This window comes from Faecalibacterium faecis (assembly GCF_040096475.1).
GTDB classification, from domain to species: Bacteria; Bacillota; Clostridia; order Oscillospirales; family Ruminococcaceae; genus Faecalibacterium; species Faecalibacterium taiwanense.
This window is the reverse complement of the sequence record NZ_JBBMEP010000014.1, coordinates 66,506-82,386: the sequence shown is the minus strand read 5'-3', so window position 1 is coordinate 82,386 and position 15,881 is coordinate 66,506. Positions and strand designations below refer to the sequence as shown.

General features: G+C 58.9%; 12 protein-coding genes and 2 riboswitches. Of the genes, 5 read left to right on the top strand and 7 right to left on the bottom strand.

Annotated elements, in window-relative coordinates; genetic code table 11:
* Window positions 1–406 precede the first annotated feature (406 nt).
* A complete protein-coding gene (locus WMO17_RS08865; protein WP_338428215.1) occupies window positions 407–1,309 on the top strand; it encodes a GDSL-type esterase/lipase family protein in 903 nt (300 codons plus the stop codon).
* A 50-nt stretch (window positions 1,310–1,359) separates the two neighbouring features.
* On the opposite strand, the gene WMO17_RS08860 is transcribed toward WMO17_RS08865, so the two are convergent.
* Complete coding sequence (locus WMO17_RS08860) at window positions 1,360–3,021, bottom strand: formate--tetrahydrofolate ligase (RefSeq protein WP_349137918.1); 1,662 nt, start codon at window positions 3,019–3,021, stop codon at window positions 1,360–1,362.
* A 212-nt stretch (window positions 3,022–3,233) separates the two neighbouring features.
* Window positions 3,234–3,320, bottom strand: a riboswitch (ZMP/ZTP riboswitch).
* 233 nt (window positions 3,321–3,553) lie between these two features.
* Between WMO17_RS08860 and WMO17_RS08855 the strand changes: the two genes are divergently transcribed.
* The 4 genes from WMO17_RS08855 to WMO17_RS08840 all read left to right on the top strand — a co-directional run bounded on the left by WMO17_RS08855 (window position 3,554) and on the right by WMO17_RS08840 (window position 8,259).
* Entirely contained in the window at window positions 3,554–4,705 is a 1,152-nt protein-coding gene (locus WMO17_RS08855) for a cysteine desulfurase family protein (protein WP_349137917.1), read from the top strand.
* Between the two features lie 79 nt (window positions 4,706–4,784).
* Window positions 4,785–5,984, top strand: a complete 1,200-nt coding sequence (thiI, locus tag WMO17_RS08850) for a tRNA uracil 4-sulfurtransferase ThiI (RefSeq protein WP_005944312.1) — start codon at window positions 4,785–4,787, stop codon at window positions 5,982–5,984.
* 7 nt (window positions 5,985–5,991) lie between these two features.
* Window positions 5,992–7,311, top strand: a complete 1,320-nt coding sequence (locus WMO17_RS08845) for a competence/damage-inducible protein A (RefSeq protein ID WP_349137916.1) — start codon at window positions 5,992–5,994, stop codon at window positions 7,309–7,311.
* Window positions 7,312–7,344: 33 nt separating this feature from the next.
* The gene (locus tag WMO17_RS08840; protein ID WP_349137915.1) at window positions 7,345–8,259 is read left to right on the top strand and encodes a hypothetical protein; all 915 of its coding nucleotides are present in this window, start codon (window positions 7,345–7,347) and stop codon (window positions 8,257–8,259) included.
* Window positions 8,260–8,419: 160 nt separating this feature from the next.
* Here the strand turns inward: WMO17_RS08840 and WMO17_RS08835 are convergent, their stop codons facing one another.
* From WMO17_RS08835 to WMO17_RS08810, 6 genes are all read right to left on the bottom strand, one after another.
* Window positions 8,420–9,640: a M20 metallopeptidase family protein gene (locus WMO17_RS08835; protein WP_337678862.1), complete on the bottom strand. Its 1,221-nt coding sequence runs from the start codon at window positions 9,638–9,640 to the stop codon at window positions 8,420–8,422.
* Window positions 9,641–9,716: 76 nt separating this feature from the next.
* Window positions 9,717–12,557: a preprotein translocase subunit SecA gene (gene secA / locus WMO17_RS08830; RefSeq protein ID WP_349137914.1), complete on the bottom strand. Its 2,841-nt coding sequence runs from the start codon at window positions 12,555–12,557 to the stop codon at window positions 9,717–9,719.
* Window positions 12,558–12,953: 396 nt separating this feature from the next.
* Window positions 12,954–13,604 (bottom strand): HAD family hydrolase, encoded by a 651-nt coding sequence (locus WMO17_RS08825; RefSeq protein ID WP_349137913.1) that lies wholly within the window; start codon window positions 13,602–13,604, stop codon window positions 12,954–12,956.
* Between the two features lie 19 nt (window positions 13,605–13,623).
* Window positions 13,624–14,148 carry a QueT transporter family protein gene (locus tag WMO17_RS08820; protein ID WP_005944292.1) on the bottom strand — a complete coding sequence of 175 codons (525 nt, stop codon included), beginning with the start codon at window positions 14,146–14,148 and terminating at the stop codon, window positions 13,624–13,626.
* A 7-nt stretch (window positions 14,149–14,155) separates the two neighbouring features.
* Window positions 14,156–14,256, bottom strand: a riboswitch (PreQ1-III riboswitch).
* Window positions 14,257–14,480: 224 nt separating this feature from the next.
* On the bottom strand, window positions 14,481–15,371 hold the full coding sequence (locus WMO17_RS08815) for a DegV family protein (RefSeq protein WP_118526286.1): 891 nt from the start codon (window positions 15,369–15,371) through the stop codon (window positions 14,481–14,483).
* A complete protein-coding gene (locus tag WMO17_RS08810; RefSeq protein ID WP_005944287.1) occupies window positions 15,362–15,868 on the bottom strand; it encodes a tRNA (cytidine(34)-2'-O)-methyltransferase in 507 nt (168 codons plus the stop codon). The genes WMO17_RS08815 and WMO17_RS08810 overlap by 10 nt, the downstream gene beginning before the upstream one ends.
* Between the last annotated feature and the right edge of the window lie 13 nt (window positions 15,869–15,881).

Here is a 15,881-nt window from a genome sequence, read left to right as displayed (position 1 = left end):
GCAGCATCAGGTGGACCTTGTCTGCAACCTGCTGATCGCCCACAGGCTTGGTGGTCGTGATCTGCAGATAGAGCACATATGGGTCGGTCATATTGCCGTAGTACAGCTCATTGTCCTTGCGGACGAGGGGCTTGCCTTTATAAGTCAGTTTTGGAGTAAATGCCATCGTGAAAGCCTCCCTATCAATAGTAGTTCAGTTCAGTATAACACATCTATGGTACAGGATGCAAGCTTTTGACCCGATAGAAGGCGGGCTTTTTGCACACAATGGCATGCCTGCGTGCAAAAGAATCTGCAATTTTAGGCACTCTGGCAGAAAACGGGTCTTGCCGGAATGCACAGATATGGTATACTAAGAACGAGAAAGCCCGCAGCATAGCCCGGGCAGAAAAGTGAGGGAGACAGCATGGCAGACTATCAGGAATACCGGCGGCGCGTGTTGCGCAAACGCTGGCGCAGGCGGTTCATGGCGACAGCTTTGCTGCTGCTGCTTTTGCTGGTGGGAGCCATCGGGATGTTGTGGAAGAGCCTGCACCGGGAACAGCGGCCCTCCGGCGTTGGGCAGAACACCATCCTGCAGGAGGTAACACAGGATAATACTTGGAACACGGCCTCCTACGCGGTGGCGCGGCAGCTCACGGTGCAGCCGCTTGCAGACAGCGCGGCCACTGCGCTGGATTTCCGTATGGCGGCGCTGCCAAAGAGCAGCACGGCTGTGGGCAAGGAATGGTTCAATGACGTGAGCTTTGTGGGCGACAGCCTGACGCAGGGCATGCAGCTGTACGAAGAAGGAATGCAGAACGCCATGTTCTGTGCGTACAAGGGTGTTGGGCCGAACGTGATCGTTAACGGCACCACCTGCAAGCGCGCCGACGGCGTGGCTGAGGTGCCGCTGGAAGCGTTGACCGCCCAGCAGCCCAGAGCTATTTATGTTCTGTTGGGCACCAACGTGCTGGGCCGCGATACCGATTATAGCAGCTTCCTGACCTATTACCGGCTGATGCTGGACATGCTGAGCCAGACACTGCCAAATGCAAAGATCTATGTGCAGTCCATCACGCCGGTGCGGCCGGAAGTATGCCAGAAGTCCGGCCATGAGGGCTTGAACCGCGACCGCCTGTGCCAGATCAACAATGAGCTGGCAGCCATTGCGCTGGAAAAGAACTGCTATTTTCTCAACTTGTGGGAAGTGCTGGCAGATGAAAACGGCGACCTGATCGAAAGCTACGCCCAGCCGGACGGCTACCATTTGAGACCCGCCGGGTATGCCGTATGGACGGATTATCTGTGCAGCCACACAGAAGGATAAAAAATAAGAGGTTCGTTCACTGAGCGAACCTCTTATTTTTTACTTGAAACTTAGAACAGGCCGGTGATCTTGCCGTTGGCATCCACATCGATGCCCACAGCGGCGGGCTTCTTGGGCAGGCCCGGCATGGTCATGATATTACCGCAGATGACCACCACAAAGCCTGCACCGGCAGCAAGGCGCACCTCGCGCACCTCCATGGTAAAGCCGGTGGGGGCACCGATGAGCTTTGCGTTGTCGCTGAAGCTGTACTGGGTCTTGGCGATGCACACGGGCAGGTTTCCGTAACCCATCTCAGTCAGCTCGGCCAGTGTCTTGCTGGCGGCGGCGCTGTAGTTCACGCCGTCGGCCCGGTAAATTTTGGTGGCGATGGCGTTGATCTTGTCCTTCAGGGGCATTTCCAGCGGGTAGGTGTACTGGATGGGACGATCCTCCAGCACCTCTAGCACCTTCTCGGCCAGCGCCTTGCCGCCCTCGCCGCCCTTGGCGAACACCTCGCTCAGCACGCAGGGAACACCCTGCTCGGCGCACACCTGCTCCACGTAGGCCTGCTCTTCGGCGGTATCGGTGGGGAAGGCATTGATGGCGACCACCACCGGCAGGCCGAAGCCATTTTTCAGGTTGTCGATGTGGCGGATGAGGTTGGATGCACCGGCCTTGACGGCTTCGAGGTTAGGCTGGCTCAGGTCGGCCTTTGCCACGCCGCCGTGGCTCTTGAGGGCACGCACAGTGGCCACCAGCACGCAGGCAGAGGGAGCGATACCGGCGTAGCGGCACTTGATATCCAAAAACTTCTCTGCGCCCAGATCAGCACCAAAGCCTGCTTCAGTGATGGTATAGTCGGCCAGAGAAAGGCTCAGCTTGGTAGCCAGCACGCTGTTGCAGCCGTGGGCGATGTTGGCAAAGGGACCGCCGTGGATGATGGCGGGGTTGTTTTCCAGCGTCTGTACAAGGTTCGGGTCCAGCGCGTCCTTCAGCAGGGCGGTCATGGCACCGGCAGCACCGATCTCACCGGCAGTGACGGGCTTGCCGTCGTAGGTGTAGGCGCATACGATCTTGGAAAGACGCTCCTTCAGATCGGAAATGCTGGTGGCAAGGCAGAAAATTGCCATCACCTCGCTGGCAACGGTGATATCAAAGCCGTCCTCGCGGGGAGTGCCGTTCACCTTGCCGCCCAGACCGTCCACGATGAACCGCAGCTGGCGGTCGTTCATGTCCATGCAGCGCTTCCATGTGATGCGGCGGGGGTCGATGTTCAGCGGGTTGCCCTGCTGGATGCTGTTGTCGATCATGGCAGCCAGCAGGTTGTTGGCTGTGCCGATGGCGTGCAGATCGCCGGTAAAGTGCAGGTTGATGTCCTCCATGGGCACCACCTGTGCGTAGCCGCCGCCGGCAGCACCGCCCTTGACGCCGAACACCGGGCCAAGGCTGGGCTCACGCAGGCAGAGCATGGTCTTTTTGCCCAGAGCGTTCATGGCATCGGCCAGACCCACGCTGGTGGTGGTCTTGCCCTCGCCCGCCGGGGTGGGGCTGATGGCGGTGACGAGGATCAGCTTGCCCTGTTTTTTGGCATCGTGAACCAGGCGGTGATCGATCTTGGCCTTGTAGCGGCCATAGGGGATCACGTGCTCATCGGAAAGGCCCAGCTGGGCGGCAATCTCGGTGATGGGTTTCATTTTGGCTTCCTGTGCGATCTCGATATCGGTTTTCATCAGACATCCTCCTTTGGAAGTCGTTTCTACAAGCATTGCACGCCGCCTGAACGGCCTTTTTGCTTGCATCCTGCGTTGCTTTCCCTTGCAATCCGTCAGGATTGCTGCGAAAAATCACCTTGTCTGCGGGCAAAAAATCTCGCCATTCAACGCACCCTGCTTATAAAAACAACTTCCGACAACAAAAAAGGCAGCTTTGCGCAGCAATTGCGCAAGGCTGCCCAGACGGTCGGCATTGACTCTCCCGCCATCCCTGCACTGTGGTGCTCCACAAGGTTCCGTCAGCAGAGATACGGTCTCTATGCAGTAAAGATAGCACAATGCCGGGGTGTTTGTCAAGGAAAAACATATACGAACTTGTCGGGGCGAGGCCCCTCCATCTTGCTGCGCAAGACCGTTCTGTCGCTTAAAAGCCCCACTGGGGCTTTCATTGCTGCGCTGCGCTCGCAAACGCGAATATTTTGCGTTCTACAGCTTTCTGTGCTATAATTAAACTGGATTATTATGAAAACAGAAAGCAGGAATCCCTTTTATGCTGCAAAACCCTGAATTGCATTATCTGGATAACGCCGCTACCACCATGGTGGCTCCCGAGGTGGCGGATGTCATCGACAAGGCCATGCGGGAACACTGGGCAAACCCGTCCAGCCTGTACGGCCCCGGTGCCCGCAGCGAGGAAGCGCTCAACGCCGCCCGTGCCGCTGTGGCCCGTACACTGGGCTGCAAGCCAAAGGAGCTGTACTTTACCTCCTGCGGCAGCGAGAGCAACAATCTGGCCCTGCTGGGCGCGGTGCGCACCCGCACTTTCGGCAAGGGCATCGTGGTGTCCGGCTTTGAGCACCCCAGCGTCCAGCGCCCGCTGGAAGAGCTGGCGAAGCAGGGCTACAACGTCACGGTGGTCAAGCCCCGCCCGGACGGCACATTGGATATCAACGAAATGCTGGAGCATGTGGACAAGAACACCATCCTCGTGGCCTGCATGATGGTGAACAACGAGGTGGGCACCCGCAACGATGTGGAACGCCTTGCCGCCGAGGTCAAGCGCCGCAACAGCCGCACCATTGTCCATGTGGACGCAGTGCAGGCGTGGATGCGTGTGCCCATCAAGCTGACGAACATCGATACCCTGTCGGTGAGCGGCCACAAGATCCACGCTCCCAAGGGCATTGGCGCGCTGTATCTTTCTGACCGTCTGGTGCAGGCGTTCCGGCCGCCGTACCTCGGCGGTGAGCAGGAGCGCGGCCTGCGCCCGGGCACCGAAAACCTGCCCTACGCCATGGGTCTTGCCGCAGCCGCCACCCGTCTTGCCAAGACCATGAAGAGCCGTGACACCGCTATGAAGGCCCTGAACCAGCGTCTGCGGGACGGCCTGAAAGCTTTCCCGGAGGTGGAGCTCAACAGCCCGGAAAACGCGGTGCCCGAGGTGCTGAACTTCAGTGAGATGTGCATCAAGAGCGAGACCATGCTGGCATGGCTGGCCGAAGCACAGGTGTATGTTTCCTCGGCAAGTGCCTGCGGCCGCGGCCAGCCCAGCCACACGCTGGCAGCCATGGGCAAAGACCCGCTTGCCATCGACACGGCCATCCGCGTGTCCTTCTGCGGCGACAACACCCCGGAGGATGTGGATGCTTTCCTCAACCGCTTTGAGGACGGAATGAAGAGCTTGCAGAGGATCCGGAAGTGATTCCACAGGCAGGACCATCTGGAATGGCCGCCGCTTTGCTCTGGCCATGTTAAATCGTAACCTAGGAGATACAACATTTATGCATGAAATTATCATGGGCTATCAGGGTGAAATGTCCCTGAAAGGCCTCAACCGCAACCAGTTCGAGTCGGCGATGATGAAAATTCTGCGCTACCGGCTCAAGACCGTGGGCAAGTTCAAGGTCTACTGCACCCAGTCCACCTTTTACATGGAGCCTGAGGAAGAGGACGTGGATATGGACCTCGCCTTTGACCGGGTGAGCAAGGTGTTCGGCCTTGCGGCGCTCAGCCGCGCCGTGGTCTGCGACAAGGACTTTGACACCATCTGCCAGACCGCTGAGGACTACCTCGGTGCCAGCCTGCACGGCATCCGCACCTTCAAGGTGGAAGCCCGCCGCTCCGACAAGACCTACCCCATGACCAGCCCTGAATTGATGCGGGAGCTGGGTGCCTATCTGCTGGGCAAACACAACTACCTCAAGGTGGATGTGCATAACCCGGATTTTAAGGTGATCGTAGAAATTCGTGATTACGGTGCCTACATCCACGGCCCCAAAGTACCCGGTGAGGGCGGTCTGCCCGTGGGCACCAGCGGCCGTGCATTGAACATGCTGTCTGGCGGCATCGACAGTCCCGTGGCAGCTTACCGCATGGCAAAGCGCGGTCTGGCACTGGACCACATCCACTTTGCGTCTCCGCCGTACACTTCGGAGCGCGCAAAGCTCAAGGTGAAGGCACTGGCGCAGCTCACCAGCATCTATACGGGCAGCTCCAATCTGTTCGTCGTGCCCTACACCAAGCCGCAGGAGTACATCCGGGATAATGCTCCGGATGTGCTGTTCACGGTGCTGATGCGCCGCAGCATGATGCGCATTGCCAACGTTATTGCCAAAAAGCAGGGGTGCGAAGCCCTTGTTACCGGCGAGAGTCTGGCTCAGGTAGCCAGCCAGACCGTCAAGGCCCTGCAGTGCACCGATGCTGCGCAGGATCTGCCCATCCTGCGCCCGCTCATCGGCATGGACAAGACCGAGATCGTGGAGACGGCCCGCCACATCAACACGTTTGAGACCAGCATCCTGCCCTACGAGGACTGCTGCACCATCTTCACCCCGCCGCACCCGAAGATCCGCCCGGAGCTGGCCGAAATTCTGGAAGCTGAAGCCGCCATGCCCGGCCTTGCCGCGCTGGAAGCCGAAGCAGCAGAGAGCGCCGAGCGCATCCGCATCCGTATCACCGATCAGGTAGAATTTGAGGGTTGATTTATCCATGACAGCAGAGATCATCAGTGTGGGCACCGAGCTGCTGCTCGGCAACATTCTCAACACCAACGCCCAGTACCTCAGCCGGGAGCTGGCGGCTCTGGGCATCACCGTCCAGCGCGAGAGCACCATTGGCGACAACCACGGCCGTTTGGCGGATTTCGTCAACGAGGCAAAGCAGCGGTGCGACCTGCTGGTGTTCACCGGCGGCCTTGGCCCCACGGCGGACGACCTGACCAAGGAGACGGTTGCTGGATGTTACGGTGATACGCTGGCTTTTGACCCGGAAGAATGGCAGAAGATCGTGGATTTCTTCACTCGTACCGGGCGCAAGACGACCCCAAACAACCGCAAGCAGGCCATGGTGCCGGTGAACGGCCACAAGATCATCAATAACCACGGCACTGCCCCCGGTGCATGGTTTGAACAGGATGGCCACTGTGCTGTGCTCATGCCCGGCGTGCCTCACGAAATGAAGGCCATGTGGGAGGAGAGCGTGCGCCCGCTGCTGCTAGCCCGCCAGAACTGCACCCTGCATTCCATCACGCTGCGGGTGCTGGGCGGCGAAAGCGATATCGAATACCGTGTGCGGCATCTGCTGGAAAACGCAAATCCCACCGCCGCAATCTACTGCAAGACCGGCGAGTGCGAGATCCGCATTACTGCCCGGGCAGAAACCGACAGTTCAGCCAAAAAAATGTGCCGCGCATACGCCACAAAGTTCTATGATCTGCTGGGTGATGCGGTGTATGATGAGGATGTGACCGGTCTGGAAGAGACTCTGGTGCACACCCTGAAGAAAAAGGGGCTCACCATTGCCACGGCAGAAAGCTGCACAGGCGGCATGATCGCCCAGCGGCTGACCAATGTGTCCGGTGCAAGTGAGGTGTTCGGCTTCGGCTTTGTTACCTACTGGGAGCAGGCCAAGGCAAAGATGATCGGCGTAGACCCGGCAGTCATTGCAAAATACAATGTGGTGTCCGCACCGGTGGCAGCACAGATGGCACTGGGCGCAGCCGAAGCTGCCGGGGCTGATATCGCTGTCAGCGTCACCGGTCTGGCAGGCCCCAACGGCGGCGATGCCGTCCGCCCGGTGGGCACGGTGTATCTGGGTGCGGCCTGCGGCGAGACCGTCTATGTAAAAAAGCTCTTCGTCTCCCGCCCCGACCGTGCGCTGGTGCGTGCCCGCGCGGCACAGGCGGCACTGGAACTGGCGCTGCGTCTGGCTCAGGGCAAAGTTCCTGCAGATACACAGGCACTGGCAAAAAGTGCCCGGCACGATGCTGCGGCTCTGACGGCACTGGACAGCACCTTCCTCAAGGGTTAATACGAGCGGCCCCGGGCCGCGGGGGTGAAGCAGTTGATACACGAAGAAAAAACGCAGACCACCTGTGTGCTGCGGTTGTTTGGCGCACCGCTGTGGGCAGTACAACAGGCAGTGCAGCAGACAGGACTTGCTGCCCAGTTCCGCAGCCGCGGTGCAGAAACACTGGCTGCGCTGCAGGCAGAAACGCCCACGGCATTGAGCAAGGCGCGGAAAGCGCTGGCAGACCGCTTTGCGGCAGAGCTGTACGGAGAAGGGGAGATGACCCTTGTTCATGCAGCGGTGCAGGCGCTGGAAACGCACCACAGGCTGCTGGTATGCTGTGATGCGGATGCAGGCACTCTGCTGGAAGCCCGGATGGAAACGGTGGCCGGCGCAGAAAAAGTGTTTGATTTTGGTGCCATGAGCTATGCCGATGCAAAGGTGCGGGAAAAGCTGAGTGCAAAGGTCTGCCGGGTCAAGGGCGGGCCGGTGCCGGCAAAACTTACCCGTGTGCGGGCAGCGCAGCGCCTTGTGGGTGCAGACTATGCAGCCGGGTGTCTGGAGCGCGCCGAGGACACGGTGCTGTTTCTGGGCAGCCGGAAAGGCTGCTGGGTGCGCACGGTGGCCAACGCAGATACGCCTGCTTTGTGGCTGCTGGATATGATCCGCCGGGCGGCTTCCGGTCTGCCGCAGGCGGCGGGAACGATCTGGCAGAAGTATGGCAAGGCCATCCCGGCAGATGCCCTGACGGCGCAGCGCCTGCCGGACAAGCCGGAGCCGGATGCACCGACAGCAGCGCCGCGCAAACGGCACAGGGTGCGGAATGCCCTGATTTTTCTGCTGCTTCTGGCCCTGGCCGCGTTTGCCGCCGCGTGGTATTATACCGGCGGCGACCTGACCGCCCTGCCGCAGCAGCTGCAAAGCCTTGGGGCCGACAGCCTGCCCCATGCGGGGGCAAAGCTGATATAAAAAAGACCCCGGAGGGTGCGAACCTTCCGGGATTTTTTGTTTATAAAGGCGATTTTTTAAGAGATGCAGTGTGCTGCTCCGAACCCATCCGTGAAAAAGAACCTCCGGAAAATCCGCAGATTTTTCGGAGGTTCAAATAAATGATAAATTTTCCGAATGGTTATGCCTTGTGGTCGCTCAGCCACCGCAGAGCCATATAAACATAGGCTGCAGAGCCCTCGTACAGCACGCTGTCGTCAAAGCGTACCTTGGGGTGGTGCTGGCCGTAAACATAGCCCTCCTTGGCGTTGCCTGCGGAGAGAAACATGCTTACGGTGGGCACTTCGTGGCTGACAAAGGCAAAGTCCTCGCTGCCGCCGCCGGGCTTGCCGCCGGTGAGGACGGTCATATCCATGGCACCACGGCCCAGCAGTTCGGTCATATAGGTCAGGGCATTCTTGGCAAGAGGCGTATCCACCACCATGCAGGGGCAGTGGTCGCTGAACTCCACATCAGCAGTGCAGCGATAGGCTGCCGCCACGCCCTGCGCGATCTCGGTCATGCGCTGGTGGATCTGCTCGCTCACGGCACCTTCGGGGTCCACCGTGCGGATAGTGCCCCACATATCGGCAGAATCCGGGATGACGTTGGATGCCTTGCCAGCTTCAAACCGGCCCGTAGTGAACACGCCAAACTTGGCGGGGTCCAGCTCGCGGCTGTTGATCTCCTGCAGGGCGATGTGGATGTGGGCCGCTGCGGTGATGGGGTCGATGCAGGCGTTGGGCATGGAGCCATGGCCGCCCTTGCCGTGTACGGTGATGTGGTACTGCTCACAGCTTGCCATGGTGATGCCGCCGCCCGGCACCAGCACGGTGCCCACGGGCAGGGGCATCCCGGCCAGAACATGGAACATGACCGCGGCGTCCACCTTCGGGTTTTCCAGCAGGCCGTTTTTCAGCATGTCCAGCGAACCCTGAAAAATCTCCTCTGCAGGCTGGAATTCCAGCTTGATGGTGCCCTCGATTTCGTCCTCGTGTTCTTTGAGCAGCTTTGCCGCACCCAGCATCATGGCGGTGTGCATATCGTGGCCGCAGCCGTGCATCCGGCCCGGGATCTCGGAAGCAAATTCCTCACCGGATTCTTCCTGAATGGGCAAAGCATCCATGTCGCCGCGCAGCAGGATGGTCTTGCCGGGGCGCTTGCCGCCCGCTAGCGCGAGTACGCCGCACTTGCCGCAGTCCTGCGGGGTGTAGCCCATCTCGGTCAGGGCTTTTTTGACCAGCGCTTTTGTCTCGGGCAGGTCAAAGCCTACCTCCGGGTGGCGGTGCAGGGTGCGCCGCCATGTGCGCAGCTGGGTTTCCAGCTCCTTTGCGGATTCGAGCAGTTTTTCTGGTGTGATCATTCCAAAATCAACTCCCTCTATTTTATCAAAAACCTCCCAGACCCTGCCTTATGGCAGAGCCTGAGAGGTTTTTTACTTAGTTTTCGTTCGTCGATGTGCCTTCCGGGTGGTACTTGGCGCAGGTGCACTTTTTCCACTTCAGGCCGCTGCCGCAGGGGCAGGGGTCGTTGCGGCCAATTTTGATGACACGCACAGGCTGGCCGTGGGGTGCACCCTTGGCACCGGGTGCACCGTTGCCGGGCACAAAGCCTTCGCCGGTGGGCTTTGCCACCTGCTCACGCTTGGGGGCAGCACCGGCCTGACGGATCTCGATGGTCAGCAGCATCTTCACACTGGACTCACGGATGGAATCCACCATCTGGTCGAACATGTCAAAGCCCTCGATGCGGTACTCCACAACGGGGTCCTTCTGGCCGTAGCCGCGCAGCGCAATGCCCTGACGCAGCTGGTCCATGTTGTCGATGTGGTCCATCCACATGCGGTCCACGCACTTGAGCAGGCAGATGCGCTCCAGCTCGCGCATGACCGGGGCACCGTAGCGCTGCTCCTTGTCGGCGAGGATCTTCATGCCGCGGTCATAGAGCTGGTCGGCAATGCCCTTGCGGGAGATATCGTCAAAGTCGGCCACGGTGTAGTGGAGATCTTCCTCGGTGGTCAGCCAGCCCAGATAGTGGCGGCGCAGAGCACCAAAGTCCCAGTCGTCCTTCACATCACCGGCCAGGAACTGGTCGCAGCTGGAATCGATGTTCTCGCGCAGCATCTTGTGCATTTCGGTGCTGATATCCTCGCCATCCAGCACCTTGCGGCGCTGACCATAGATGATCTCGCGCTGCTGGTTCATCACGTCGTCGTACTTCAGCACGTTCTTGCGGATCTCGAAGTTGCGGCCTTCCAGCTTTTTCTGGGCGCTTTCCAGCGTGTTGGTGATCATGCGGTTCTCGATGGGCGTGTCCTCGTCGATCTTGAGGGTATCCATCAGGCTGGAGACGCGGTCGCCGCCGAACAGGCGCATCAGGTCATCTTCCAGGCTCAGGTAGAAGCGGGAAGCACCCGGGTCGCCCTGACGGCCGGCACGGCCGCGCAGCTGGTTGTCGATGCGGCGGCTCTCGTGGCGTTCGGTGCCGATGATGAACAGGCCGCCTGCAGCGCGCACCTGCTCAGCTTCGGCATCGATCTGGGGCTTGCACTGGGCGTACAGATCATCGAAGCGCTTGCGGGCAGCAAGGATGTTGGCATCCTCGGTATCGCCGTGGCCGTTGGCTTCGGTCAGCAGCATTTCCACTGCAGCCGGGTCGGCATCCTCGGGCTTTTCCGGGTTCAGCAGGTTTTCGCAGAAGTGTTCCTTGCGCATCTGGGCCTTGGCCATGAACTCGGCGTTGCCGCCCAGCATGATATCGGTACCACGGCCTGCCATGTTGGTGGCAATGGTAATGGCACCCTTTTTGCCGGCCTGCGCCACGATCTCGGCTTCACGCTCGTGGTTCTTTGCGTTCAGCACGTTGAAGTCGCGGGTGTATTTCTGCAGCATCTTGGCAAGGGTCTCACTCTTTTCCACGCTGACCGTACCCACCAGCACGGGCTGACCCTTCTGGTGGCATTCCAGCACCTGCTGGATAACGGCATTGTATTTGCCGTTGACCGTCTTGTAGATGGCATCCGGATAATCGATGCGCTGACGGGGGCGGTTGGTGGGCACCGTAACGATGTTCAGGCCGTAGATCTCGGTGAACTCGGTGGCTTCTGTCTTGGCGGTACCGGTCATACCGGACAGCTTTTTGTACATGCGGAAGTAGTTCTGGAAGGTGATGGTAGCCAGCGTTTTGCTCTCGGCGGCGATCTTCACGCCCTCCTTGGCTTCGATGGCCTGATGCAGGCCTTCGTTGTAGCGGCGGCCGATCATCAGACGGCCGGTGAACTCGTCCACGATGATGACCTGACCATCCTTGACCACGTAATCGATGTCCCGCTGCATCACGCCGTAAGCCTTGATGGCCTGATCGATGTGATGGGCAAGGGTCATGTTCTCGGCGGCGGCAAGGTTCTCGACCTTGAAATAGGCTTCCGCTTTCTTGATGCCGCTGGCAGTCAGGGTACAGGTCTTGTGCTTTTCGTCCACGACGTAATCACCGTCGGTCTGCTCGTCGGTAGAGACCTTATCTTCCAGCTCTACCACCACGCTCTTGCGCAGGGTGCGCACAAAGCGGTCCACCTGTGTGTACAGGCTGGAGGAATCCTCGCCGCGGCCGGAAATGATCAGGGGCGTGCGGGCTTCATCGATCAGGATGGAGTCCACTTCATCGACGATGGCATAGGCGTGGCCGCGCTGCACCATGTTGGCCTTATAGGTCACCATGTTGTCGCGCAGGTAGTCGAAGCCGAACTCGTTGTTGGTACCGTAGGTGATGTCGGCAGCATAGGCGGCGCGGCGTGCATCGCCGTCCATGCCCTGTGCGATCAGGCCGACAGAAAGGCCCAGCCAGCGGTAGAGCTTGCCCATCCACTCGCTGTCGCGCTTGGCAAGGTAATCGTTGACGGTGACAACATGCACGCCCTCACCGGTGAGGGCATTCAGGTAGGCGGGCAGGGTAGCCACAAGAGTCTTGCCTTCACCGGTCTGCATCTCGGAAATATCGCCGCGGTGCAGGGCAATGCCGCCGATGACCTGCACAGGAAAGTGCTTCATGCCCAGCACGCGCCATGCGGCCTCGCGGCAGACGGCAAAGGCATCGGGCAGGATATCATCGGTGGTTTTGCCGTCGGCCAGCTGCTGCTTGAACACAGCGGTCTGTGCCTGCAGGTCGGCATCCGGCATGGCGGCATATTTTCCTTCCAGAGCCAGCACCTGCTTGGCAATGGGGTTGATCTTTTTCAGCTCCCGGTCCGAGAAGCTGCCAAAGAGTTTTTCAACAAGGGACATTGGTAACACCTCATAGATCAAATTCGGGAAAATGCTTCCCGGAGATAGACATAAATACACACATATATGATACACCAAAGCGGCAGACGCGTCAAACCTGCAAGGTTATTTTAGCCGGATTTTGAATGAATTTTCTGTAAATTTGCGCTGGAAGGGGGTTCATAAAAGGAAAAGATATGTGGTGGAGGCGAACAGCCTCGCCCTCTCCGGCTGCTCCCGCTGGTCGCATCCACCTCCCCCAAAGTGGGAGGCCTTGGCAATCCACGCAAAGTTTCCGGTTTCGCCAGAGGCTCCCCCTTTGGGGGAGCTGGCGAGCGAATGCGAGACTGAGAGGGCGAGCCAGCTAAAACAAAAAACACCTCTGATTTTTGCAAATCAGAAGTGGTCAGATGTACATTATAAGGCTTCCAGCAGCTGCGGCAGCTGTGCCAGATCGTCGATGACATTTGGGCACACAGCCTCGAGCCGCGCGCGGGACTGGTGGCCGCCGGTGTAGAGCACGCATTTTGTGCCAAGGGCCTTTGCAACTTCGGCATCGTGCTGGGTGTCGCCCACCATCACGCAGGCAGCAGGGGCGATGCCGCTTTGTGCAAGCCACTGTTTGCCCACCTGCACTTTGCTTACGCCATAGATGTCTGCAAGGCCGAGCAACTCAGTAAAATAGCCCTGCAGGCCCCGTGCGGCTACCTGCTCGATCAGGTAGTCCCGGCGGGAGGCAGAAAGCACGCTCTGCCGCCAGCCCTGGCGCGAAAGTTCGGCCAGCGTTTCGGCAGCGTGTGCAGAGGGGAAACAGGCATCCACGCCTGCGTTGTAGTGCGCCATAAAGCGCTCGGCCAGCTCTGCATAAGGGTGCTTTGCAAAGTTGAAACCGGCGCGGATGTAGTATTCCTCAATGGGAAAACCGAAAATTTCCCGGTAAGCGGCAAGATCGTACCGCTGCGGATAACCGTGGGTCTCCAGCATCCAGTTGAGACAGCTGTGGGTGAAATCAACATCATCCATCAAAGTGCCGTTCCAGTCCCAGAAGATCATTCCGTTTGCCTGCATGGAAACCTCCTTGCGGTCATTAAGCTGCAAAAATTTTGCGCAGGGCCTTGCTGCTCTCGATGATCTTCACCAGCAGCACACCCAGAACGGTGCAGCTGATGAGCTCGCCGATACCTACGGAGATGCCGTTGGTGATGCAGGCCAGCCAGATGGGAGCGCTGGAGGTGGGGTCCGGGAACATGACGGCAATCTCAATGCCGATGATCACGGCATTGAACAGCACCGGCGGCAGGGAAGCCGCCACAGCCAGACCCTTGATGCGGATGTTCCGCAGCTTGTAGGTGACAAGGCAGGCCAGCAGGGTGGCAAGGGTGCCAAAGATGACATCCACGATGGTGGAGCCCAGCAGGTTTGCCAAAAAGCAGCCCAGTACCACACCGGCAATGTACTCGGCACCGAATACCGGCAGCAGGCAGAGCGCCTCAGCCACACGCACCTGTACCGCACCATAGGAGAGCGGCTGCAGAGCCATGCAGAGAACAACATAAATGGCTGCGACCACGCCGCAGCGCACCAGTTTACGGACGGAAGGATTCTGATTCATGATAATACTCCAGCGGGATGATTTTGACCGCACAGGGCCGCCAGCCCCTGTGGGTTTGGCCCGGCATGGTTCGAGACACGCCGGGGAGCCTAAAATCCTAAGTTGCTCTGAAAGGATGCCGCACAAAAAGCACAGCAAAAGGCAGTATAGCATAATTTTTGGCAGATTGCAACGAATTTTCGCAGAATCAGGTACAGATGCAGTTTTTGGTTTGGACCCTTCCGGTGAAAAAGAGGTTCCGAAAAGCCCGCAGGCTTTTCGGAACCTCAAAATAAAAATAAAATTACCGCTGAAATAGCCAGAGCGAAAGCGGAGGCTATTAAAATCGTGGGTTACCCTCTGGGGTGTCCGGTGTATACCAGAGCCACCGTGTCGGGGCCGGTGTTTGCGGAAACGACACCGCCCAGCTCAAACACCAGCAGCGGCGGTTTGCCAAAGGCCTTGCGGCAGGCCTTTTCCAGATCGGCGGCCTGCGGGATGTTGGTGTGGCCGATCATATAATCAAAGTTCTCCACGCCTTCGCTGCGCTGTTTGCACAGCTCCACCATGGCGGGCACCACCTTGTCATCGCCGCGTACCTTGGCTTCCACCTTGGTCTTGCCGTCGATCAGGGTGATGATGGGACGAATGCCCATCAGCTCGCCCATAACAGCAGCAGCGGCAGAGATGCGTCCGCTCTTTTTCATCTGCTTCAGGCTGTAGGGACCCAGAACGATCTCCATGCAGTCCATCTGCTTTTCAAACTCCCGGATCACATGGCTGATCTCTGCGCCGTTCTTCAGCTTGCGGGCCATTTCGCACAGATACCAGCCGAACACCATGGAATAGGTGTGGGGGTCCAGCAGATGGATCTTCAAGTGGTGCTCCGGACGCTCTTCCCGCAGCATCCCCTGTGCCATGAGGGCGTTATTGTAGGTGGAAGAGCCGGATTTGTTGATGGGTACATGAATGACATCCGTATAGCCCTCGTCCACGTACTGGCAGTATTTTTCGCAGAACTGGATGGGGGTGATGGCGGCAGTGGAGGGCACGCCCTTAGCGGCACGCATCTTATCGTAAAATTCGGTGTTGGTGCAGCTTTCACGCTCCACGTAGTCCACATCGTCCAGCAGGATGTGGAAGCTCATGATGTCGATGCCGTATTTTTCGGCCATCTCCTGCGGGATATCGCAGGAGGAATCGGTCAGGATCGCAATCTTGCTCATAATGTCCCTCATTTCCATTCGTAGTCTCGTAAGTGTCCGTGGTCCAAAAGCTCCGGAAAGTCCCACTGGCGCAGCACTTCATACACGCCCACGGCCACGCTGTTGGAAAGGTTCAGGCTGCGGCAGGTGTCGCGCATGGGCATTCGGATGCAGTGCTCCTGATTGGCGGCAAGCAAGGCTTCGGGCAGGCCGGCATCCTCGCGTCCGAACACAAGGTATGCACCGTCCGGGTAGCTCACATCGGTGTAGCGCTGCGGTGCCTTGGTGGTAAAATAGTAATAGGGGCCGCTGTTTTTGGCAAAGAACTCGTCCAGACTGTCGTAATAGCTGATGTCGAGGTAGTGCCAGTAATCCAGACCCGCATGCTTGAGCTTTTTATCATCGATGGCAAAGCCCATGGGGCCTACCAGATGCAGCCGACAGGCAGTGCAGGCACAGGTGCGGGCCACATTGCCGGTGTTCTGCGGGATGCGCGGCTCCACCAGAACGATGTTCAAGGTTGGCTTTTCGTTCATCGGTGTACCTCCC

Excerpts from the sequence above, each read along its gene's own strand:
- WMO17_RS08865 (WP_338428215.1), top strand. The coding sequence starts at position 407 with ATGGCAGACTATCAGGAATACCGGCGGCGCGTGTTGCGCAAACGCTGG.
- WMO17_RS08860 (WP_349137918.1), bottom strand. The coding sequence starts at position 3,021 with ATGAAAACCGATATCGAGATCGCACAGGAAGCCAAAATGAAACCCATC.
- WMO17_RS08855 (WP_349137917.1), top strand. The coding sequence starts at position 3,554 with ATGCTGCAAAACCCTGAATTGCATTATCTGGATAACGCCGCTACCACC.
- thiI (WP_005944312.1), top strand. The coding sequence starts at position 4,785 with ATGCATGAAATTATCATGGGCTATCAGGGTGAAATGTCCCTGAAAGGC.
- WMO17_RS08845 (WP_349137916.1), top strand. The coding sequence starts at position 5,992 with ATGACAGCAGAGATCATCAGTGTGGGCACCGAGCTGCTGCTCGGCAAC.
- WMO17_RS08835 (WP_337678862.1), bottom strand. The coding sequence starts at position 9,640 with ATGATCACACCAGAAAAACTGCTCGAATCCGCAAAGGAGCTGGAAACC.
- secA (WP_349137914.1), bottom strand. The coding sequence starts at position 12,557 with ATGTCCCTTGTTGAAAAACTCTTTGGCAGCTTCTCGGACCGGGAGCTG.
- WMO17_RS08825 (WP_349137913.1), bottom strand. The coding sequence starts at position 13,604 with ATGCAGGCAAACGGAATGATCTTCTGGGACTGGAACGGCACTTTGATG.
- WMO17_RS08820 (WP_005944292.1), bottom strand. The coding sequence starts at position 14,148 with ATGAATCAGAATCCTTCCGTCCGTAAACTGGTGCGCTGCGGCGTGGTC.
- WMO17_RS08815 (WP_118526286.1), bottom strand. The coding sequence starts at position 15,371 with ATGGAAATGAGGGACATTATGAGCAAGATTGCGATCCTGACCGATTCC.
- WMO17_RS08810 (WP_005944287.1), bottom strand. The coding sequence starts at position 15,868 with ATGAACGAAAAGCCAACCTTGAACATCGTTCTGGTGGAGCCGCGCATC.